The following is a 21537-nucleotide window of genomic DNA, read 5'->3' on the forward strand; positions in this document are numbered from 1 at the left end:
ATAGCTACTTTGTTCATGGCAACGGTCTCCGGTAGGCCCCCTGTGAAAGCTTAGTGGGCGATCACAGGGGGCAGCGGGGGTAGCCATTTCATTAGGGGTACTGTGGTGTCTGGGGATTTCAGGGCTTGTTAGGTATGCCGTACTTGCGCAACCGATGGGCAATCGCCGTGTGGGACGTTTGCAGGCGGCTGGCCAGTTGGCGGGTCGAGGGGTAGCTGACGTAGAGTTTTTCCAGCAGGGTTTTCTCGAACTCCTCCATCGCCTGCTCCAGGCTGTCGACGTCTGCGTCACTCTGGCGCGCCACGGAGGTGCCGGCGATGTCGAGGTCGCCAATATCAACCAGTGTGCTTTCGCAAATCGCTGCCGCGCGGAAGATCACGTTCTGCAATTGCCGCACATTGCCCGGCCAGCGATTGCCCAGCAGCGCCGGGTAGGTGCCCGGTGCCAGGCGACAGATCGGACGCTGGATTTGCGCGCAGGCCTGCTGCATGAAGTAGCGGGCGAGCAACAGAATGTCCTGGCCACGTTCGCGCAGCGGCGGGACTTCAACGTTGAGCACATTGAGGCGATAAAACAGGTCCTCGCGGAAGCTGCCTTCGCTGACCATTTTTTCCAGATCGCGGTGGGTGGCGCTGAGAATCCGCACATTGACCTTCACTTCACGATCGCCGCCGACTCGCCGGAAGCTGCCGTCATTGAGAAACCGTAGCAGTTTCGCCTGCAAATACGGCGACATCTCACCGATCTCATCGAGAAACACGGTGCCTTGGTTGGCCAGTTCCATCAGCCCCGGTTTGCCTCCCCGTTGCGCACCGGTGAAGGCGCCGGGGGCGTAGCCGAACAGTTCGCTTTCGGCGAGGTTCTCCGGCAATGCCGCGCAGTTCAATGCCAGAAATGGCGAGCTGTGCCGAGCGCTGATGGCATGGCAGGCCCGTGCCACCAATTCCTTGCCGGTGCCCGTTTCGCCCTGAATCAGCAACGGCGCATCCAGGGCTGCGACCCGTTGGGCGCGAGCCTTGAGGGTGCGGATGACCGGTGACTCGCCGAGCAGCGCATCGAATCCTTCGGCGTGGTCATGGTGCAGCGCCGAGAGGCGTTCGCCGATGCGGTTGGGTTGATACAAGGTGAGCAGGGCACCCGCATCGGTGATCGGCGTGGCGTCCAGCAGCAACGTCTGACCGTTGACCGTGATTTCCCGCAGCGGCAAGCGAAAGCCGTGTTCAAGCAGGGCGTCGAGTAGCGCCGGGTCGGCAAACAGCTCGGCGATGCTTTCACCGGCCGGTTCACGGCCGTACAACGCAATCAGTGCCGGGTTGGCCAGCAACACTTTGCCGGCACTGTCCAGCGCGAGTACCGGGTCGGTCATGGCCGCGAGCAATGCGTCGAGTTGCAGGTGTCGGCGCTGGCCGGGAAGGATGTCGACCACCGTCACCGCTTGCACGCCACGCACGCTGAACAGCGCATCGCGCAGCTCTTCGAGGACTTGCGGGCTCAGGGTCGGGGCGTCGATGTAAACGTTGGGCGGGACCATTTCCACCGCATCCAGATTGAGATTGCGCCCACCGAGCAGGGCCAGTACTTCCTGGGTAATGCCGACGCGGTCGATGAAGCTGACGTGGATACGCATGGGGCGGTTTTTGATTCTGAGGTGCGGAGGGGCGCAAGTATGCCTTGGGGCGGGCGAATGTTGAAATCCTGCACAGGAATACAGGACTACACCGAACCCCTGTAGGAGCTGGCTTGCCTGCGAAGGCGGCGTGTCAGTCGCTATCGATGTCGACTGTCAGACCGCTTTCGCGAGCCCGCTCCCACAGGGTCCGTGGGTTATTCGAAGTGTTCGATATTCACCGGGTCACCGGACTTCATATCCAGTTTCTCCCGGATATCTTTAAACATCAGATCGTAATGCTTGTGGACCGAGCCGATCTGGCTGTGTGTCTTTGGAATGCCGTACTTCTCGGCGATTTTTGTCACGTTGTTGGCAAAGTTGTAGGCCTCTTCCTTGGGTAGGAAGAAGGTCTCTTTCACGTCCTTTCCCTGCATGCTGCCATGCAGGGTGAACTCGATCCCTTTGCCTTTCTTGGGATCCTGCGCGACCTTGTAGTCGAGGTGCACGTTGTAGCTAACATCATCCTTGGTCAGTGCGTGACGCTCGATGTGCAAGTGACCAGGCTCAAACTGTGCCATAGACGTCTTTCCTTATAAGTAAGTAATGCCAGGTGCTGCCGTGCTGATGCGCGTACCGGCCGTGCCCTGGACGATCGCTTCGATGTCTGAGAGTGAACCGATTACCGCGACTTTTCCAGTGTGGCGAGCGAACTCGCAGGCGGCCTGAACCTTCGGTCCCATGGAGCCTGCGGCGAAGCCGAGTTTTTCCATTTCATCCGGGTGAGCCTGGCCGATGGCTTTCTGAGTCGGCTTGCCGTAATCGATGAAGGCGGCACTGACGTCGGTGGCGATCACCAGCAGATCGGCTTCAAGTTGTTCGGCCAGCAGCGCCGAGCACAGGTCTTTATCGATGACCGCTTCGACACCTTCCAGTACGCCTGGAGACGTGTACATGGTCGGGATGCCGCCACCGCCGGCGCAGATCACGATGCTGCTTTTTTCCAGCAACCATTTGATTGGGCGGATTTCGAAAATGCGTTTCGGTTTGGGGCTGGCTACCACGCGACGATATTTGTCCCCGTCCGGTGCAATCGCCCAGCCTTTCTCGGCGGCAAGTTTTTCCGCTTCGTCCTTGGTGTACACCGGGCCGATCGGTTTGGTGGGGTTCTGGAACGCCGGGTCGTTGGGGTCGACTTCAACTTGGGTGAGCAGGGTGGCGAAGGGTACTTCGAAGTCCAGCAGGTTACCCAGTTCCTGTTCGATGATGTAGCCGATCATGCCTTCGGTTTCGGCACCAAGCACGTCCAGCGGGTAAGGGGAAACCGAGGTGTAGGCCGCGGCTTGCAGCGACAACAGGCCGACCTGCGGACCATTGCCGTGGGCGATCACCAGTTGGTTACCGGCATGGACCTTGGCAATTTGTTCGGTGGCGATCCGGATGTTGGCGCGCTGGTTGTCCGCGGTCATGGGTTCACCACGGCGGAGCAGGGCGTTACCGCCCAGAGCAACGACGATACGCATAATGCAGTCCTTTCAAAATGATCGTTCCCACGGTCCCCGTGGGAATGCATCCCGTGACGTTTTTGCGTCACATCGGACGCGGAGCGTCCGTGGCGGCATTCCCACGCAGAGCGTGGGAACGATCGGGTGGAGAGGGGAGCCGTTAAAGGTCAGCCAGGGTCGACACCAGGATCGCCTTGATGGTGTGCATGCGGTTTTCCGCTTGCTCGAAGGCGATGCAGGCCGGCGACTCGAACACGTCATCAGTCACTTCGATGCCGTTCTTCAGGTTCGGGTACTGCTCGGCAATCTGCTTGCCGATCTTGGTGTCACTGTTGTGGAAGGCCGGCAGGCAGTGCATGAACTTGGTGCGCGGGTTGCCGGTGGCTTTCATCAATTCGGCGTTGACCTGATAAGGCAGCAGTTGCTGGATACGTTCGGCCCAGGCTTCGACCGGTTCGCCCATCGAGACCCAGACGTCGGTGTGGATGAAGTCCACGCCTTTGACTGCGGCTTTCGGGTCTTCAGTCAGGGTGATGCGCGCACCGCTTTCTTCTGCGTATTGCTTGCAGCGTGCGACCAGATCGTCAAGCGGCCACAGGGCTTTCGGCGCGCAGATGCGTACGTCCATGCCCAGCTTGGCGCCGATCAGCAGCAGCGAGTTGCCCATGTTGTTACGGGCATCGCCCAGGTAGACGTAGCTGATTTCGTGGATTGGCTTGTCGGCGTTCTCACGCATGGTCAGCACGTCAGCGATCATTTGGGTCGGGTGATATTCATCGGTCAGGCCGTTGAACACGGGCACACCGGCAAACTTGGCCAGCTCCTCGACGATTTCCTGCTTGAAACCACGGTATTCGATAGCGTCGTACATGCGCCCCAGTACGCGGGCGGTGTCCTTCATGCTTTCCTTGTGACCGATTTGCGAGGAATTCGGGTCGATGTAGGTGACGTTGGCACCTTGGTCATAGGCGGCGACTTCGAAGGCGCAACGGGTGCGGGTCGAGGTTTTTTCGAAGATCAGCGCGATGTTGTTGCCTTTGAGGTGTTGCTGCTCGGTACCGGTGTACTTGGCGCGCTTGAGGTCGCGGGACAGATCGAGCAGATAGCGCAATTCGCGAGGAGTGTGGTGTTCCAGGCTCAGCAAATTACGGTTGTGAATGTTAAAAGCCATGATGGATCTCCTTAGGTGTCGGTTATCCCCCTGGCCGTGCATACCGTCGGTGAGACGGCAGCGGCGGCCAGGGCTCAAAGGTTAGTAGTCGATAGGGTCGCGAATGATCGGGCAGGTCATGCAGTGGCCGCCCCCGCGTCCACGCCCCAGTTCGCCGGCGCTGATGGTGATGACCTCGATACCCGCCTTGCGCAGCAAGGTGTTGGTGTAGGTGTTGCGGTCATAACCGATGACCACGCCTGGCTCCACGGCCACCACGTTGTTGCCGTCGTCCCATTGCTCGCGCTCGGCGGCGAAGCTGTTGCCGCCGGTTTCCACCACCCGCAACGCTTTCAGGTTGAGGGCCTTGGCCACCGTGTCGAGGAAGCTGGTTTCTTCGCGTCGGATGTCGATGCCTCCCGGTTTCTTCTCGTCCGGACGCAGGGTGAAGGCGACGATCTGGTTGACGACTTCAGGGAAAACGGTGACCAGATCGCGGTCACAGAAGCTGAAGACGGTATCCAGGTGCATCGCCGCTCGGGATTTCGGCAGGCCGGCGACGATGACTTTTTCCACCGCTTTGTTTTTGAACAGGTTTTGCGCCAGCAGGCCAATGGCCTGACGGGACGAGCGCTCGCCCATGCCGATCAGCACGACGCCGTTACCGATTGGCATCACGTCGCCACCTTCGAGGGTGGAGCTGCCGTGATCCTGGTCCGGGTCGCCGTACCAGATCTCGAATTCGGCGTTGGTGAATTGCGGATGGAATTTGTAAATGGCGGTGGTCAGCAGGGTTTCCTGACGGCGTGCCGGCCAGTACATCGGGTTCAGGGTCACGCCACCGTAGATCCAGCAAGTGGTGTCACGGGTGAACTGGGTGTTGGGCAGTGGCGGCAGAATGAAGCTGGAGTGGCCGAGGAAGTCGCGGAACATCTCGATGGTTTTGCCGCCGAAACTGTCCGGGAGGTCATCGGCGGAGACACCGCCGATCAGGAACTCGGCGATTTGGCGCGGCTCCAGGCTGCGCAGCCACGAGCCGGTTTCATTGATCAGCCCCAGGCCCACAGAGTTGGGGGTGATCTTGCGCTCCAGAATCCAGTCGAGCGCTTCCGGGATGGCGACGATGTCGGTCAGCAGGTTGTGCATTTCCAGCACGTCGATGTTGCGTTCGCGCATCTTGGTGACGAAGTCGAAGTGGTCGCGCTTGGCTTGGGCGACCCACAGCACATCATCAAACAGCAGTTCGTCACAGTTGTTCGGGGTCAGCCGCTGGTGGGCCAGGCCGGGGGAGCAAACCATGACTTTGCGCAGTTTGCCGGCTTCGGAATGTACACCGAGCTTAACTTTTTCCGTGGTCATTACAGTGATCCTCCAGATGACAAATTATTCAGGTGTTACAGGGTCAGGAAACCGTCATATAGGCCGTAGGCCGCCACCACGGCGCCCACGATTACGGCTGCAAAAATCAGTTTCTCGACGTTGGTGAAAACAGGTTTGCCGAGTTCTCGCTTGGCCTTGGCGAACAGGATCACGCCAGGCGCATAGAGCAAGGCAGACAGCAGCAGGTATTTGGTACCCCCCGCGTAGACCAGCCAGACCGCGTAGATCACCGCGATGGCGCCGATGAGCAGGTCTTTGGTGCGGTCGCGGCCATCGTTCTCGTAAGTTTCACCGCGCACCGCCAGCAGCAGGGCGTAAGCCGCCGACCACAGGTAGGGCACCAGAATCATCGAGGTGGCGAGGTAGATCAGCGACAGGTAAGTACTGGCCGAAAACAGGGTGATGATCAGGAACAGCTGCACCATCGCGTTGGTCAGCCACAGTGCGTTGACCGGCACATGGTTGGCGTTTTCCTTGCGCAGGAACTCCGGCATGGTGTGGTCCTTGGCGGCGGCGAACATGATTTCCGCACACAGCAGCACCCACGACAGCAAGGCCCCCAGCAGCGAGATGATCAAGCCGACGCTGATCAGCACCGCGCCCCACTCACCGACTACATGCTTGAGCACCGCCGCCATCGACGGGTTCTGCAACTTGGCCAGTTCCGGTTGGGTCATGATCCCCAGGGACAGCACGTTCACCAGCACCAGGAACAGCAGCACGGTGATGAAACCGATGACGGTCGCTTTACCCACGTCGCTGCGTTTTTCGGCGCGGGCCGAGAAAATGCTCGCACCCTCGATGCCGATGAACACCCAGACGGTGACCAGCATCATTTTGCGCACCTGGTTCATCACGCTGCCCAGATCCGGGTTTTTCAAACCCCAGATGTCGGCGGTGAAGATGTCCAGTTTGAAGGCGAATATCGCGATCAACACGAACAGCAACAGCGGCACGATCTTGGCGACCGTGGTCACCATGTTGATGAACGCCGCTTCCTTGATCCCGCGCAACACGAGGAAATGCACACCCCAGAGCAGTACCGATGCGCCGATGATGGCTGCCACCGTATTCCCCTCGCCAAAAATGGGGAAGAAGTAGCCGAGGGTGCTGAACAAGAGCACGAAGTAACCAACGTTGCCCAGCCAGGCACTGATCCAGTACCCCCAGGCGGAAGAGAAACCCATGTAGTCGCCGAATCCGGCCTTGGCGTAGGCGTAAACCCCGCCATCCAGATCAGGCTTGCGGTTGGCGAGGGTCTGGAAGACGAACGCCAGGGTCAGCATGCCGACGGCAGTGATGGCCCAACCGATCAGTACAGCGCCAACATCGGCACTGGCGGCCATGTTTTGTGGCAACGAGAAGATCCCGCCACCAATCATTGAGCCGACTACCAGCGCAACCAATGCGCCAAGTTTCAGTTTTCCGGGGGATTCAGACATCGCATGACTCCAGTGCAGGAGAAGAGAGACAACAGAGTAGTTCTGCCAACTGTTCGAACATCTGACTTAGATCATTGGATGGGCACATTCCATTGTTTATTAAAGGGTTACAAATCTTTTCCGTCCATGGCGATGCTGCCGGAAAAGCCCTATCCAGAGGCCTCGGTCAGAACAAACAGGAATAAGGAACCCCCTGCTTCGATTTTTAAGCTAGTTGGTTTTTTCGTTTCCGCAACTATTTGGCGCCGGTTTCATGAACGGAGTGAATTTGCCAGGATTGGTTCACATAAATGCTCTTGACCATGACGCTCATAGAATGATCGGTTATAAATAGCGAGGCTGGGCATGGCGTCATCTAATAAACGTTATTACGCTGTATCTATTTAGTTAAAACCAAGCGTGTGACGGTTTTATTAACAAGGGTCACCCCGGCCGCATCAGGAAAACAGTGGAGACGCAGGAATGTCACAACCGACGCAAAAGCTACGCCTGAGCGCGCTGATCGCCCTGGTGGTGGGATCGATGATTGGTGGCGGGATTTTCTCGTTGCCGCAGAACATGGCGGCACGGGCCGATGCAGGGGCGGTATTGATCGGCTGGGCCATCACCGCCGTGGGGATGTTGACGCTGGCATTCGTCTTCCAGACCCTGGCCAATCGCAAACCCGAACTGGATTCCGGGGTGTACGCCTACGCCAAGGCCGGCTTCGGCGACTACATGGGATTCTCTTCAGCCTGGGGTTACTGGATCAGCGCCTGGCTGGGCAACGTCGGTTATTTCGTGTTGCTGTTTAGCACCCTCGGCTACTTCTTTCCGGTCTTTGGCCAGGGCAACACGCCCATTGCTATCGGATGCGCCTCGGTGCTGCTGTGGGCCGTGCATTTTCTGGTGATGCGCGGGATCAAGGAGGCGGCGTTCATCAACCAGGTGACCACCGTGGCCAAGATCGTGCCGCTGATCATGTTTATCGTCATCGCCGCCGTCGCCTTCAAGGCCGACATTTTTACCCGGGATATCTGGGGGCACAGCAACCCGGAATTCGGTGGGGTGATGGATCAAGTGCGCAACATGATGCTGGTGACGGTGTTCGTCTTCATCGGCATCGAGGGCGCCAGCGTGTATTCGGCGAGAGCGGAGAAACGCTCGGATGTAGGGCGGGCGACGGTCATCGGTTTCATCGGGGTGCTGGCGCTGTTGGTGCTGGTCAACGTGCTGTCGCTGGGAATCATGAGTCAGCCGGAACTGGCCAACTTGCAAAACCCGTCGCTGGCGGCGGTGCTCGAACATATTGTCGGGCCCTGGGGCGCGTTGCTGATCAGCGTTGGACTGGCGATTTCGCTGTTGGGGGCATTGCTGTCCTGGGCGCTGCTGTGTGCCGAGATTTTGTTCGCCACGGCCAAAGACAAGACCATGCCCGCCTTCCTGAAAAAGGAAAATGCCAACCATGTACCGGTAAACGCGTTGTGGCTGACCAACGTGATGATCCAGATTTTTCTGCTGATCACGCTGTTTTCCGCCGGCACTTACACCAGCCTGATCTACCTCGCCTCGTCGATGATTCTGGTGCCGTACCTGTGGTCGGCGGCGTATGCGGTGTTGTTGAGCGGGCGTGGCGAAACCTACGAGCACGCCAGCGCCGAGCGTACCAAAGACCTGATGATCGGTGGTATCGCGCTGGGATATGCGGTGTGGTTGCTGTACGCCGGCGGCGTCAAATATCTGCTGTTGTCGGCGTTGCTGTATGCGCCGGGGGTAATTCTGTTTGCCAAGGCCAAGCATGAGCAGGGCGAGCCACTATTCACCACTATTGAGAAGGGCATTTTTATCGTTGTCCTGGTGGGTGCCGGGGTCGCCGCGTATGGGTTGTACAGCGGCTTGTTGTCGTTGTGAGAGCGTTGCTGGCGTATCAACCGCCCTATGATTGGTCGGCGATGTTGCAGTTTTTATCGACGCGGGCGGTGGCCGGTATGGAAGTCGTGGCCGATGGGGTGTATTCGCGCAGCATCGGGCTGAACGGCGTTCACGGTACGTTTTCGATAGGGTCGGCGCAGGGTGATGCGCTTGAGCTGGTGCTGGATTTTCCGGATGTGTCGGCGGTGCCTGAGATCCTGGTACGACTGCGGCGGATGTTTGACCTGGATGCGGATCTGCCGTCGATTCACCGACAGTTGGTGTTGGACCCCTTGATGAAACGCTTGATTGCCCAGCGTCCTGGCTTGCGGGTGCCGGGGGCATGGGATGGGCTGGAATTGGCGATTCGCGCCGTGCTGGGGCAGCAGATTACGGTGAGCGCGGCGATCCGGCTGGCGAGCAAACTGGTGGCGCAATATGGCGCGCCGGTGCAGTCGCCGCTGGCGGGGTTGATCCATGTGTTTCCTGAGGCGTCCGTGTTAGCGAAGGCGGATCTGGCGACGTTGGGCATGCCGAAAAGCCGGGGGCGAACCTTGTCTGGCGTGGCGCAGGCATTGCTGGAGGATCCGCTGTTGTTTGAGTCCGGTCGGGAGGATGGCGTGACGCGCTTACTCGCCTTGCACGGGATTGGTGAGTGGACGGCGCAGTACATTGCCTTGCGCCAGTTGCGCGAGCCGGATGCGTTTCCGTCAGGGGATGTGGGGTTGATCAACGCGCTGGCCGCGCTTGAAAGCGGGCCGATGACGGCGCGGGAGTTGCTGCTGCGAGCCGAGGCGTGGCGACCTCATCGAGGGTATGCGGCGCAGTTGCTTTGGACTTCGCTGAGCCGGCCGGACTGAGTGTCTGTTAGGACCTCATCGCCAGCAGGCTGGCTACAGGGGACAGCGGCAACCTTACACCCGAAATGTGGCCTCAGGCGCGGCCGAGCAGATAGGTCGCGTAATCAGGGATTCGATGTGGGTGCGCTTGATCCATCAAGGGGCTGCTCAGCAGGTAGTCGGCACTGCATTCGTTGCAGGCCACCGGAATGTTCCAGACCGCCGCAACCCGTAATAAGGCCTTGATATCCGGGTCGTGAGGCTGTGGTTCGAACGGGTCCCAGAAGAACACCAGCATGTCGACCCGCTGCTCGGCGATTTGCGCACCCAGTTGCTGGTCACCGCCCGACGGACCGCTGATCATGGTCTTCACTGGCACGTCCAGGCGTTGTTGCAACAACAACCCGGTGGTGCCGGTGGCGACCAGTTCATGCTGTGCGAGCCTGTCTTTCTGCCGCTCGGCCCAGTCCAGCAAAAACACCTTGCAGTGGTCATGGGCGACCAAGGCAATACGCTTGCGCGCTGCCATGGTCTTTTGCGTAAAGCTGATACCGATCATCGGTGCTGCTCCTGCTTTTTCACGGCGGGTTATTCAGCGTTACAAAGCGCCAGGCAGTTATCGAGCATGCGGTTGGAGAAACCCCATTCGTTGTCGTACCAGGCCAGCACCTTGAGCAGCTTGCCGCTGGATTTGGTGTGGTTGGCATCGAAAATCGACGACAGCGGGTTGTGGTTGAAGTCGCTGGAAACCAGCGGCAGGGTGTTGTAACCGAGAATTTTCGAGTGCTGGCTGGCTTCCTTGAGCAGCGCATTCACTTCATCGGCTGACGCTTCACGCTTAAGTTGCACGGTCAGGTCCACCAGCGACACATTGATCACGGGGACGCGCACCGCCATGCCGGTCAGTTTGCCCGCCAGTTCCGGCAGCACCAGGCCGACGGCTTCAGCCGCACCGGTCTTGCTCGGGATCATGTTCTGGGTGGCGGAACGGGCGCGGTACGGGTCGGTGTGATAGACGTCGGTGAGGTTTTGGTCGTTGGTGTAGGCGTGGATCGTGGTCATCAGACCGCTCTCGATCCCCAGTTCGCGGTGCAGCACCTGCGCGACCGGGGCCAGGCAGTTGGTGGTGCACGACGCGTTGGAAATGATTTGATGGTGCTGGCGCAAAATGTCGTGGTTAACCCCATACACCACCGTGGCGTCGGCGCCTTGGGCCGGGGCCGAGATGATCACTTTACGTGCGCCGGCCGTAATATGCGCGGCGGCCTTGGCGCGGTCGGTGAACAGGCCGGTGCATTCGAATACCACATCAATTTTTTCCGCAGCCCAGGGCAAGTCGGCCGGGTTGCGAATGGCGCTGACGGCAATGCGGTCGCCGTTGACGGTCAGGCTTTCGCGGTCATGCTGAACATCGGCATCGAACGTGCCGTGAACAGTGTCAAACTTGAGCAGATGAGCGTTGATTGCGCTGTCACCCAGATCATTGATGGCAACGATCTGAAGATCCTGACGATAGCCTTGGGTATACAGTGCGCGAAGGACGTTGCGGCCAATCCGGCCAAAACCATTGATTGCGATTCGAAGAGTCATTTACAGCGCCGCCGTCGTTTTGTTGTTGGAATTACAAGATTATTCGCATAAAAATAGAAAACAAGCGTTTTTAATGGCAATATTTTGTTCAATCTACAACGAGTGACCTGATCAACTGGTCCGACCGATCAAGAAAACCGTCTGTCATCCCAATCACAACGGTCCTTGCTCAGCATAGACAATCAGGTCGCCACATCCGTTAGCCTGGAGTTCTACACATGCATCCCCGCGTCCTAGAGGTCACCGAACGGCTTATCGCCCGTAGCCGCGCCACGCGTGAGGCCTACCTTGCACTGATTCGCGGTGCCGCCAGCGACGGTCCGATGCGCGGCAAGCTGCAATGCGCCAACTTCGCCCATGGCGTGGCAGGTTGCGGCACCGAAGACAAGAACAGCCTGCGGATGATGAACTCCGCCAACATCGCAATTGTTTCGTCATATAACGACATGCTCTCGGCGCATCAGCCGTACGAAGTCTTCCCGGAGCAGATCAAACGAGCGCTGCGCGAGATCGGTTCGGTCGGCCAGTTCGCTGGCGGTACGCCGGCCATGTGCGATGGCGTGACCCAGGGCGAGCCGGGCATGGAACTGAGCTTGCCGAGTCGCGAAGTGATCGCGATGTCGACCGCCGTGGCGTTGTCCCACAACATGTTCGACGGCGCGCTGATGCTCGGCATTTGCGACAAGATCGTGCCGGGCCTGATGATGGGCGCATTGCGTTTCGGTCATCTGCCGACGATCTTTGTGCCAGGCGGGCCGATGGTCTCGGGCATTTCCAACAAGCAGAAAGCCGACGTGCGTCAGCGCTACGCCGAAGGCAAGGCCAGTCGCGAAGAGCTGCTGGAATCGGAAATGAAGTCCTACCACAGCCCTGGCACCTGCACGTTCTATGGCACCGCCAACACCAACCAGTTGCTGATGGAAGTCATGGGCCTGCACTTGCCGGGTGCTTCTTTCGTCAACCCGAACACACCTTTGCGCGATGCCCTGACCCGCGAAGCGGCGCACCAGGTCACACGTCTGACCAAGCAGAGCGGCGACTTCATGCCCATCGGCGAAATCGTCGACGAGCGCTCGCTGGTCAATTCCATCGTGGCACTGCACGCCACCGGCGGTTCGACCAACCACACCTTGCACATGCCGGCCATCGCCATGGCGGCGGGCATTCAATTGACCTGGCAGGACATGGCCGATCTCTCCGAAGTCGTGCCGACCCTGAGCCACGTCTACCCGAACGGCAAAGCCGACATCAACCACTTCCAGGCGGCGGGCGGCATGTCGTTCCTGATTCGTGAACTGCTGGACGCCGGGCTGCTCCACGAGAACGTCAACACCGTGCTGGGTCACGGCCTGCGCCGTTACACCATGGAGCCGTTCCTCGATAACGGCGAACTGGTCTGGCGCGAAGGCGTGACCGACAGCCTCGACGAAAGCATCCTGCGCCCGGTCGCTCGTGCGTTCTCACCAGAAGGCGGCTTGCGTGTGATGGAAGGCAATCTCGGTCGCGGCGTGATGAAAGTCTCGGCCGTAGCGCTGGAAAACCAGATCGTCGAAGCACCAGCCATGGTGTTCCAGGATCAGCAGGACCTGGCAGACGCCTTCAAGGCCGGTCTGCTGGAGAAGGATTTTGTCGCGGTGATGCGCTTCCAGGGCCCGCGTTCCAACGGTATGCCGGAACTGCACAAGATGACGCCGTTCCTTGGTGTGCTGCAGGATCGCGGCTTCAAAGTGGCACTGGTGACGGACGGGCGCATGTCCGGGGCTTCGGGGAAAATCCCGGCGGCGATTCACGTCAGTCCCGAAGCTTATGTCGGTGGCGCTTTGGCGCGGGTGCAAGAGGGCGATATCATCCGCGTCGATGGCGTCAAAGGCACCCTGGAGCTTAAGGTGGACGTCGAAGAATTTGCAGCGCGTGAACCTGCCAAGGGCCTGTTGGGCAATAACATTGGCAGCGGACGCGAACTGTTTGGTTTCATGCGCTTGGCCTTCAGCTCCGCAGAGCAGGGCGCCAGCGCCTTTACTTCTGCCCTGGAGACGCTTAATTGAAACTGGCTTTGGTCGGTGACATCGGTGGGACCAACGCACGTTTCGCGTTGTGGAAAAACCAGCAATTGGAAAGCGTCCAGGTGCTGGCGACGGCCGACCACGCCAGCCCGGAAGAGGCGATCAGCCTCTACCTGAGCGGACTCGGCTTGGCGCCGGGTTCGATCGGCTCGGTGTGCCTGTCCGTGGCAGGCCCGGTGAGTGGCGATGAATTTAAATTCACCAACAATCACTGGCGGCTGAGCCGCAAGGGTTTCTGCAAGACCTTGCAGGTCGAGCAACTGTTGCTGGTCAACGATTTCTCGGCAATGGCGCTGGGCATGACCCGTTTGCAGTCGGGCGAGTTTCGGGTGGTCTGCGAAGGCACCCCGGAACCGTTGCGACCGGCGGTGGTGATTGGGCCGGGCACTGGCTTGGGCGTAGGGACCTTGCTGGACCTTGGCGACGGGCGTTTTGCCGCGTTGCCGGGGGAGGGCGGTCACGTCGATTTGCCGCTGAGCAGCCCGCGCGAAACGCAATTGTGGCAACACATCTTCAATGAGATCGGGCATGTCAGCGCTGAAACTGCGTTGAGCGGCAGCGGCTTGCCACGGGTTTACCGGGCGATTTGTGCAGTGGACGGCCACACGCCGGTGCTCGAAACGCCGGAAGCGATCACCGCTGCCGGGCTGGCGGGCGATCCGATTGCGCTGGAAGTGCTGGAGCAGTTCTGCTGCTGGCTCGGCCGCGTGGCCGGCAACAACGTGCTGACCACCGGTGGGCGCGGCGGCGTGTTCATCGTCGGTGGCGTGATCCCGCGGTTTGCCGATTTCTTCCTTGAAAGCGGATTTGCCCGGTGTTTTGCCGACAAGGGCTGCATGAGCGATTACTTCAAAGGCATTCCCGTGTGGCTGGTGACGGCGCCATATTCCGGCCTGATGGGCGCGGGCGTGGCGCTGGAGCAGGCACAGTAATGATCGTTCCCATGCTCCGCGTGGGAATGCAGCCCGTGACGCTCCGCGTCACTGGACGCGGAGCGTCCCTTGAAGCATTCCCATGCAGAGCGTGGGAACGATCGGCGCACGATCAGGCATAATCCGCCCAATTCAAACAACAAGGACGCCGCCCCGTGAGCTCAGTCAACAAGTCGATTTTATTGGTCGATGACGATCAAGAGATACGCGAGTTGCTGGATACCTACCTGACTCGCGCCGGTTTCCAGGTCCGCACCACGCCCGATGGCGCCGGTTTCCGCCAGGCGTTGAACGAGGCGCCGAGCGATCTGGTAATCCTCGATGTGATGCTCCCGGACGAAGACGGCTTCAGCCTCTGCCGCTGGGTTCGCCAGCACCCGCGTCAGGCCCAGGTGCCGATCATCATGCTCACCGCCAGTTCCGACGAGGCCGACCGCGTCATTGGCCTGGAGCTCGGCGCCGACGATTACCTTGGCAAACCTTTCAGCCCGCGTGAATTGCAGGCACGCATCAAAGCCCTGTTGCGCCGCGCGCAGTTCGGTCAGGAGCGAAACGGCGGCGAAGTGCTGGCCTTTGACGACTGGCGGCTGGACATGGTCAGCCACCGGCTGTTCCACACCGATGGTGAAGAAGTGATTCTGTCCGGCGCCGACTTCGCACTGCTGAAACTGTTCCTCGATCATCCGCAACAAATCCTCGACCGCGACACCATCGGCAATGCCACCCGTGGCCGCGATCTGATGCCGCTGGATCGCATCGTCGACATGGCCGTCAGCCGCTTGCGCCAGCGCCTGCGTGACACCGAAAAACCGCCACGATTGATCCGCACGGTGCGCGGTAGCGGCTACCAACTGGCCGCCAATGTGGTTGCCAGCAATGGCCATTGAGTTTCTGCGCAAACTCGCCGACCGCGTGCCGGTGCCCCGTTCGCTGCTCGGGCGGATGTTGCTGCTGACGTTGCTGGCGGTGCTGTTTGCGCAGACGTTGTCGAGTGTGATCTGGGTATCGCAACTGCGCGCTACGCAGCTTCAAGGCCTGGTCACCAGTGCGCGCAGCCTGGCGCACTCGATGACGGCCAGCGTCAGTTATTTCCGTTCTTTGCCGGTGGCCTTCAGGCCGTTGGTGCTGGACCAGTTGCGCAGTATGGGCGGCACCCGATTTGTGGTGACGCTCAACGATAAACCCTTGGGCATGGACGTGCTGCCGATCACCCCGCGCAAGGAAGCTGTGCTCAAGGCGGTGGACGAAGTGTTGCGCCAGTCGCTGGGCCAGGACACCGACATTTCGGTGACTTTCGTCAGCCCCGACGACCTGCGAATTTTTAACGGCGGCTTGAAACTCGATGAATTGCCGCGCTCCTGGGCGCACTACGCCTTGACGCTGGAACCTGTGAACCCGCCCGTGCTGGTCACGCAAATCCAGATGGCGCCGGGCGAATGGCTGTACATCGCCTCGCTGTTGCCCGAGCCCTACACCAGCCTTGAAGAACAAGGGCTGCCCGCACAGCAGGTCTGGTTCATCGTCCTCACCAGCGGTTTTTTGCTGTTGTTCATCGGCCTGCTGGTGCACTGGCAGAGCCGACCGCTCAAGCGCCTGGCGCGGGCTGCGCGGGACATGTCGCTGGGGGCGGAAGTGGAGCCGGTGGCCGAAGGTGGCGGCAGTGAAGTGGTCGAGGTGGGGCGCGCGTTCAATGCCATGCGCGAACGCATCAGTCGCTACCTGACCGAGCGCAGCCAGTTGTTCAGCGCGATTTCCCATGACCTGCGCACGCCAATTACCCGGCTGCGATTGCGCGTGGAATTGCTGGAAGACGAGCAGCTGCAAGCCAAGTTCGGCCGTGATCTGGATGAACTGGAGTTGCTGGTCAAAGGCGCACTGCAATGTGTGAAAGACACCGACATTCACGAAAACATCGAGCCGGTGGACCTCAATCATGTGCTCGATTGCCTGGTGGAACCGTATCTGGCGCCCTCCGGCAATGGTCGCGTGACTCAGCAGGGGCGGGCGTTGGCGGCGTACCCCGGCAAGCCGTTGGCCCTTAAACGCTGCATTGGCAACCTGATCGACAATGCCCTCAAGTATGGGCAGAACGCGCACTTGCACATCGATGACGATGACAGCGCGTTCGTCCTGCACGTCGATGACGAAGGGCCGGGTGTGCCGGAGCAACGATTGGAGCAGGTGTTCGAACCGCACTTCCGCCTGGCCGGGCAACAGCAGGGATATGGGTTGGGGCTGGGGATTGCGCGCAATATTGCGCATAGCCATGGTGGCGAGGTCAGCTTGCAAAACCTGCGTGAGGGTGGGTTGCGGGTGACGTTGCAGTTGCCGCGCAGTGTTGACTAGTTAGACCGCGTTATCGTTCATCGCGAGCAGGCTCGCTCCCACATCTATGGTTACCCCCTGTGCGAGCCTGCTCGCGATGGCATCAGAAGATTCAACACATCCTTCAAAGCAAATGTAACAAGTCAGTGACATAACTCGCCCCCTTCGTTACAAGCCCGTCACCGCCCGTTGTTTAGACTGCCTGCAGTCAAAACAACAAAAAAGGCACCCCATGAACACCTTTCAACCAGACTTCAGCAGTTGGCTGAACGCGCCTGCTCATCAGCAATGGCTCGCCGCTGAAGGCCTGCGCCTGCTGGCGTTTGCCAAGGCTTCAAAGCTTGCCGACGGTTTTGGCAATCTGGATGAAAAAGGCCGACTTCCGGCCAATGCTTACGCCGAAACCATGAACACCGCGCGCATGACCCACAGTTTTGCCATGGCCCACATTCAGGGCTTGCCGGGGTTTGCCGAGTGGGTGGATCACGGGGTCAAAGCGCTCAGTGGTCCGTTGCGCGATGCCGAGTCCGGTGGCTGGTTTGCAGTGGCCCATGCGCAGGATGACAACACCGGCAAGGCAGCATATCTGCACGCATTCGTTGCCCTGGCCGCCAGCTCTGCCGTGGTCGCCAAACGTCCCGGTGCACAAACCTTGCTCGATGACGCGATCAACATCATCGACAGGCATTTCTGGAGTGAGGAGGAAGGCGCGATGCGCGAATCCTTCAATCGCGACTGGAGCGAAGAAGAAGCCTACCGTGGCGCCAACAGCAACATGCACGCCACCGAAGCCTTCCTCGCCCTGGCCGATGTCACGGCAGACAACCGCTGGTTGTGCCGCGCCCAGCGCATTGTCGAGCGGGTGATCCATGGTCATGCGGCCGCCAACCAATACTTGGTGATCGAGCACTTCGACCGCGCCTGGCAACCGCTGCGCGACTACAACCTCGACAACCCGGCCGACGGTTTTCGCCCCTACGGCACCACGCCCGGTCACGGTTTTGAATGGGCGCGGCTGTTGCTGCACCTCGAAGCGGCGCGGGTTCAGGCCGGGATGCTCACGCCGGGCTGGCTGGCCACCGACGCGCAAAAACTGTTCGACCACAACTGCCGTCATGGCTGGGATGTCGACGGGCTACCCGGGATTGTCTACACCTTGGATTGGGACAACCGCGCGGTGGTTCGCCATCGCTTGCACTGGACCCATTGCGAAGCCAGCGCCGCCGCCAGCGCGTTGCTTAAACGCACGGGCGAGGAGCAATACGAGCACTGGTACCGACAATTCTGGGAATTCTGTGACCATCATTTCATTGACCGTTGCGACGGCAGTTGGCACCACGAACTCGATCCGCAAAACAGCCCAAGCGCCGATATCTGGGCCGGAAAACCCGATCTGTATCACGCCTGGCAAGCCGTACTGATTCCGCGATTGCCCTTGGCACCGAGCATGGCCACGGCTCTGGCGCAGTTGTCCCAAAGCGCTCCTGTGTAACCATGCAGTGACATTCAAGCGTCCCTTCGTTACCTGCGAGGGGATAACTCCTGTTTAAAATCTTATGCAGCGCAAGCACCAGACTTGCATGCATAACAACAAGAAAGGTACTTCTAGATGAATGCGATTTCTCGCCTCGCTACTGTCATTTCTCTCGCCTCCCTGTCTGCGCTCCCTCTCAGTGTGCTTGCCGCCGAATCCAAAGGTTCCGTGGAAGTCGTTCACTGGTGGACGTCGGGTGGTGAAAAAGCAGCGGTCGATGTACTCAAGGCTCAAGTCGAAAAAGACGGCTTCACCTGGAAGGACGGCGCCGTTGCCGGTGGTGGTGGTGCCACGGCCATGACCGTACTCAAAAGTCGCGCCGTGGCGGGTAACCCGCCGGGTGTTGCGCAGATCAAGGGGCCGGACATCCAGGAGTGGGGCAGCATTGGCTTGCTCGCTCCAGACACCTTGAAAGACGTCGCCAAGTCCGAAGGCTGGGATGGCCTGCTGTCGAAGAAAGTCTCCGACACCGTGAAGTTCGAAGGTGATTACGTGGCCGTTCCGGTGAACATTCACCGTGTGAACTGGCTGTGGATCAACCCGGAAGTCTTCAAGAAAGCCGGCATCGACAAAGCCCCGACCACCCTCGAAGAATTCTATGCCGCTGGCGACAAGCTGAAGGCCGCAGGCTTCATCGCGCTCGCCCACGGTGGCCAGCCTTGGCAGGACAGCACCGTGTTTGAAGACGTGGTGCTCTCGGTCATGGGCGCCGACGGTTACAAAAAAGCCCTGGTGGACCTTGATCAGAAAACCCTCTCCGGGCCTGAGATGACCAAGGCGTTCACCGAGCTGAAAAAACTCACCGGCTACATGGACCCGAACCGCGCCGGTCGTGACTGGAACATCGCGGCTGCCGAGGTGATCAACGGCAAGGCCGGCATGCAGATGATGGGCGACTGGGCCAAAAGCGAATGGACTGCGGCCAAGAAAGTAGCTGGCACGGATTACCTGTGCGTACCGTTCCCGGGCACCGAAAAAGCCTTCACCTACAACATCGACTCCCTGGCCGTGTTCAACGTCAAGGACAAGGGAACTATCGCTGCTCAGCAAGACCTGGCCAAAGTGGCTTTGGGTGAAAACTTCCAGAAAGTATTCAGCATCAACAAAGGTTCGATCCCTGTGCGGACCGACATGCTGAACAACATGGAAAAACTGGGCTTCGATTCCTGCGCTCAAGCATCGGCCAAGGATTTCCTGGCAGACGACAAGACCGGCGGCCTGCAACCGAGCATGGCGCACAACATGGCCACTTCCCTGGCTGTACAAGGCGCGATCTTCGACGTGGTCACCAACTTCATGAACGACAAAAACGCTGACCCGGCCAAGGCCAGCGCCCAACTGGCATCGGCTATCAAAGCGGCCCAGTAATCCCTTGGCATTTACCTGAGTGAGTTCCCCTTGTGGGAGCGAGCCTGCTCGCGATAGCTAACTGACATTCAACAACAATGTCGACTGATACATCGCTATCGCGAGCAGGCTCGCTCCCACACGGGATCCCTCTGATCCTCACTTCTTCACCTGGATTATCCCGATGAGCTCTGTGGCGGTTTTCAGCAAAGCCTCACCGTTCGATGCGCTGCAACGCTGGTTACCCAAGTTGGTACTCGCGCCGAGCATGCTGATCGTGTTGGTTGGTTTCTACGGTTACATCATCTGGACATTCGTACTGTCCTTTACCAGTTCCAGCTTCATGCCGAGCTACAAGTGGGTCGGCCTGCAGCAGTACACCCGCTTGCTGGACAACGATCGCTGGTGGGTCGCGAGCAAAAACCTCGCGGTCTTCGGTGGCATGTTCATCGGCATCAGCCTGGTGCTCGGCGTGTTCCTCGCCGTGTTGCTGGACCAACGAATTCGCAAGGAAGGCTTCATTCGCACCGTTTACCTGTACCCGATGGCGCTCTCGATGATCGTCACCGGTACGGCATGGAAATGGCTGCTCAACCCGGGCCTGGGCCTGGACAAGATGATGCGCGACTGGGGCTGGGAAGGCTTCCGTCTCGACTGGCTGGTGGATCAGGATCGCGTGGTGTATTGCCTGGTGATCGCCGCCGTGTGGCAAGCCTCCGGGTTTGTGATGGCGATGTTCCTGGCCGGCCTGCGGGGTGTCGATCAATCGATCATCCGTGCCGCGCAAGTCGACGGCGCGAATCTGCCGACCATCTATATGAAGATCGTGCTGCCGAGCCTGCGCCCGGTGTTCTTCAGTGCCTTCATGATCCTCGCGCACATCGCGATCAAGAGCTTCGACCTGGTGGCGGCGATGACGGCCGGCGGTCCTGGCTACTCGTCCGACCTGCCGGCGATGTTCATGTATTCCTTCACCTTCAGCCGTGGCCAGATGGGCATTGGTTCGGCCAGCGCCATGATGATGCTCGGCGCGATCCTGGCGATTCTGGTGCCGTACCTGTACTCCGAACTGCGAGGCAAGCGCCATGAGTAATCAACTTGGCAAACCGGCCTTGAGCTTCAGCCGTATCGCGATCTACGCAACGCTGTTGCTGGCGGCGGCGGTCTATCTGATCCCGTTGGTGGTGATGCTGCTGACCAGTTTCAAATCCCCGGAAGACATCCGTACCGGCAACCTGCTGAGCTGGCCGACCGTGATTGACGGAATCGGCTGGATCAAGGCCTGGGACGTCGTCGGCGGGTATTTCTGGAACTCGGTGAAAATCACTGTGCCCGCCGTTCTGATCTCCACCTTCATCGGTGCCATGAACGGTTATGTGCTGTCGATGTGGCGCTTCCGTGGTTCGCAACTGTTCTTCGGCCTGCTGCTGTTCGGCTGCTTCCTGCCGTTCCAGACCGTGCTGCTGCCAGCTTCGTTCACCCTCGGCAAGATGGGCCTGGCCAACACCACCACTGGCTTGGTGCTGGTGCATGTGGTCTACGGCCTGGCATTCACCACGCTGTTCTTCCGCAACTACTACGTGAGCATCCCGGATGCGCTGGTCAAGGCAGCACGCCTGGATGGCGCGGGCTTCTTCACGATTTTCTGGAAGATCCTGCTGCCGATGTCGATCCCGATCGTGATGGTCTGCCTGATCTGGCAGTTCACCCAGATCTGGAATGACTTCCTGTTCGGCGTGGTCTTCGCCAGTGGCGATGCCCAACCAATTACCGTGGCCCTGAACAACCTGGTCAACACCAGCACCGGGGCCAAGGAATACAACGTTGATATGGCTGCCGCGATGATCGCCGGGCTGCCGACACTGCTGGTCTACATATTCGCTGGCAAGTATTTCCTGCGTGGGCTGACGTCCGGCGCGGTCAAGGGGTAGAAC

At 59.6% G+C, this 21537-nt stretch carries 18 protein-coding genes; 10 read left to right on the plus strand and 8 right to left on the minus strand.

What is annotated here, in order from left to right; translation table 11 throughout:
- Positions 1-118 precede the first annotated feature (118 nt).
- From J2Y56_RS26355 to arcD (J2Y56_RS26380), 6 genes are all read right to left on the minus strand, one after another.
- Positions 119-1627, minus strand: a complete 1509-nt coding sequence (locus tag J2Y56_RS26355; protein ID WP_310353652.1) for a sigma-54-dependent transcriptional regulator — start codon at positions 1625-1627, stop codon at positions 119-121.
- A gap of 197 nt (positions 1628-1824) precedes the next feature.
- The gene (locus J2Y56_RS26360; protein ID WP_007949426.1) at positions 1825-2187 is read right to left on the minus strand and encodes a DUF5064 family protein; all 363 of its coding nucleotides are present in this window, start codon (positions 2185-2187) and stop codon (positions 1825-1827) included.
- Positions 2188-2199: 12 nt separating this feature from the next.
- Positions 2200-3129 (minus strand): carbamate kinase, encoded by a 930-nt coding sequence (gene arcC / locus J2Y56_RS26365; RefSeq protein WP_007949427.1) that lies wholly within the window; start codon positions 3127-3129, stop codon positions 2200-2202.
- A gap of 142 nt (positions 3130-3271) precedes the next feature.
- Positions 3272-4282: an ornithine carbamoyltransferase gene (locus J2Y56_RS26370; protein ID WP_007949429.1), complete on the minus strand. Its 1011-nt coding sequence runs from the start codon at positions 4280-4282 to the stop codon at positions 3272-3274.
- Positions 4283-4363: 81 nt separating this feature from the next.
- Positions 4364-5620, minus strand: a complete 1257-nt coding sequence (gene arcA, locus J2Y56_RS26375; RefSeq protein WP_007949430.1) for an arginine deiminase — start codon at positions 5618-5620, stop codon at positions 4364-4366.
- Between the two features lie 35 nt (positions 5621-5655).
- Positions 5656-7083, minus strand: coding sequence for an arginine-ornithine antiporter (arcD, locus tag J2Y56_RS26380; RefSeq protein ID WP_007949431.1), 1428 nt, complete (start codon positions 7081-7083; stop codon positions 5656-5658).
- 462 nt (positions 7084-7545) lie between these two features.
- Here arcD (J2Y56_RS26380) and arcD (J2Y56_RS26385) point away from each other — a divergent pair, with 462 nt between their 5' ends.
- Both arcD (J2Y56_RS26385) and J2Y56_RS26390 read left to right on the plus strand, forming a co-directional pair.
- Positions 7546-8973: an arginine-ornithine antiporter gene (gene arcD, locus J2Y56_RS26385; RefSeq protein WP_007949432.1), complete on the plus strand. Its 1428-nt coding sequence runs from the start codon at positions 7546-7548 to the stop codon at positions 8971-8973.
- Positions 8970-9833, plus strand: coding sequence for a DNA-3-methyladenine glycosylase (locus J2Y56_RS26390; protein WP_310353657.1), 864 nt, complete (start codon positions 8970-8972; stop codon positions 9831-9833). The genes arcD (J2Y56_RS26385) and J2Y56_RS26390 overlap by 4 nt, the downstream gene beginning before the upstream one ends.
- A gap of 73 nt (positions 9834-9906) precedes the next feature.
- On the opposite strand, the gene J2Y56_RS26395 is transcribed toward J2Y56_RS26390, so the two are convergent.
- Both J2Y56_RS26395 and gap read right to left on the minus strand, forming a co-directional pair.
- A complete protein-coding gene (locus tag J2Y56_RS26395) occupies positions 9907-10371 on the minus strand; it encodes a methylglyoxal synthase (RefSeq protein WP_310353660.1) in 465 nt (154 codons plus the stop codon).
- Positions 10372-10400: 29 nt separating this feature from the next.
- On the minus strand, positions 10401-11402 hold the full coding sequence (gene gap / locus J2Y56_RS26400; RefSeq protein WP_007949435.1) for a type I glyceraldehyde-3-phosphate dehydrogenase: 1002 nt from the start codon (positions 11400-11402) through the stop codon (positions 10401-10403).
- A gap of 218 nt (positions 11403-11620) precedes the next feature.
- Here gap and edd point away from each other — a divergent pair, with 218 nt between their 5' ends.
- From edd to J2Y56_RS26440, 8 genes are all read left to right on the plus strand, one after another.
- Positions 11621-13447: a phosphogluconate dehydratase gene (gene edd, locus J2Y56_RS26405; RefSeq protein ID WP_007949436.1), complete on the plus strand. Its 1827-nt coding sequence runs from the start codon at positions 11621-11623 to the stop codon at positions 13445-13447.
- On the plus strand, positions 13444-14397 hold the full coding sequence (locus tag J2Y56_RS26410) for a glucokinase (protein WP_310353664.1): 954 nt from the start codon (positions 13444-13446) through the stop codon (positions 14395-14397). The genes edd and J2Y56_RS26410 overlap by 4 nt, the downstream gene beginning before the upstream one ends.
- 155 nt (positions 14398-14552) lie before the next feature.
- Positions 14553-15284 (plus strand): response regulator, encoded by a 732-nt coding sequence (locus J2Y56_RS26415; protein WP_007949438.1) that lies wholly within the window; start codon positions 14553-14555, stop codon positions 15282-15284.
- The gene (locus tag J2Y56_RS26420) at positions 15274-16743 is read left to right on the plus strand and encodes an ATP-binding protein (RefSeq protein ID WP_007949439.1); all 1470 of its coding nucleotides are present in this window, start codon (positions 15274-15276) and stop codon (positions 16741-16743) included. The genes J2Y56_RS26415 and J2Y56_RS26420 overlap by 11 nt, the downstream gene beginning before the upstream one ends.
- A 211-nt stretch (positions 16744-16954) precedes the next feature.
- The gene (locus tag J2Y56_RS26425; RefSeq protein WP_310353666.1) at positions 16955-18214 is read left to right on the plus strand and encodes an AGE family epimerase/isomerase; all 1260 of its coding nucleotides are present in this window, start codon (positions 16955-16957) and stop codon (positions 18212-18214) included.
- A gap of 117 nt (positions 18215-18331) precedes the next feature.
- A complete protein-coding gene (locus tag J2Y56_RS26430) occupies positions 18332-19624 on the plus strand; it encodes an ABC transporter substrate-binding protein (RefSeq protein ID WP_007949441.1) in 1293 nt (430 codons plus the stop codon).
- Between the two features lie 163 nt (positions 19625-19787).
- Complete coding sequence (locus J2Y56_RS26435) at positions 19788-20696, plus strand: carbohydrate ABC transporter permease (protein ID WP_007949442.1); 909 nt, start codon at positions 19788-19790, stop codon at positions 20694-20696.
- Positions 20689-21534 (plus strand): carbohydrate ABC transporter permease, encoded by an 846-nt coding sequence (locus J2Y56_RS26440; protein WP_007949443.1) that lies wholly within the window; start codon positions 20689-20691, stop codon positions 21532-21534. Before J2Y56_RS26435 ends, J2Y56_RS26440 begins: the two co-directional genes overlap by 8 nt.
- Positions 21535-21537 lie beyond the last annotated feature (3 nt).

The organism is Pseudomonas sp. BE134 (assembly GCF_031456105.1).
In the GTDB taxonomy this organism is placed as follows: Bacteria; Pseudomonadota; Gammaproteobacteria; order Pseudomonadales; family Pseudomonadaceae; genus Aquipseudomonas.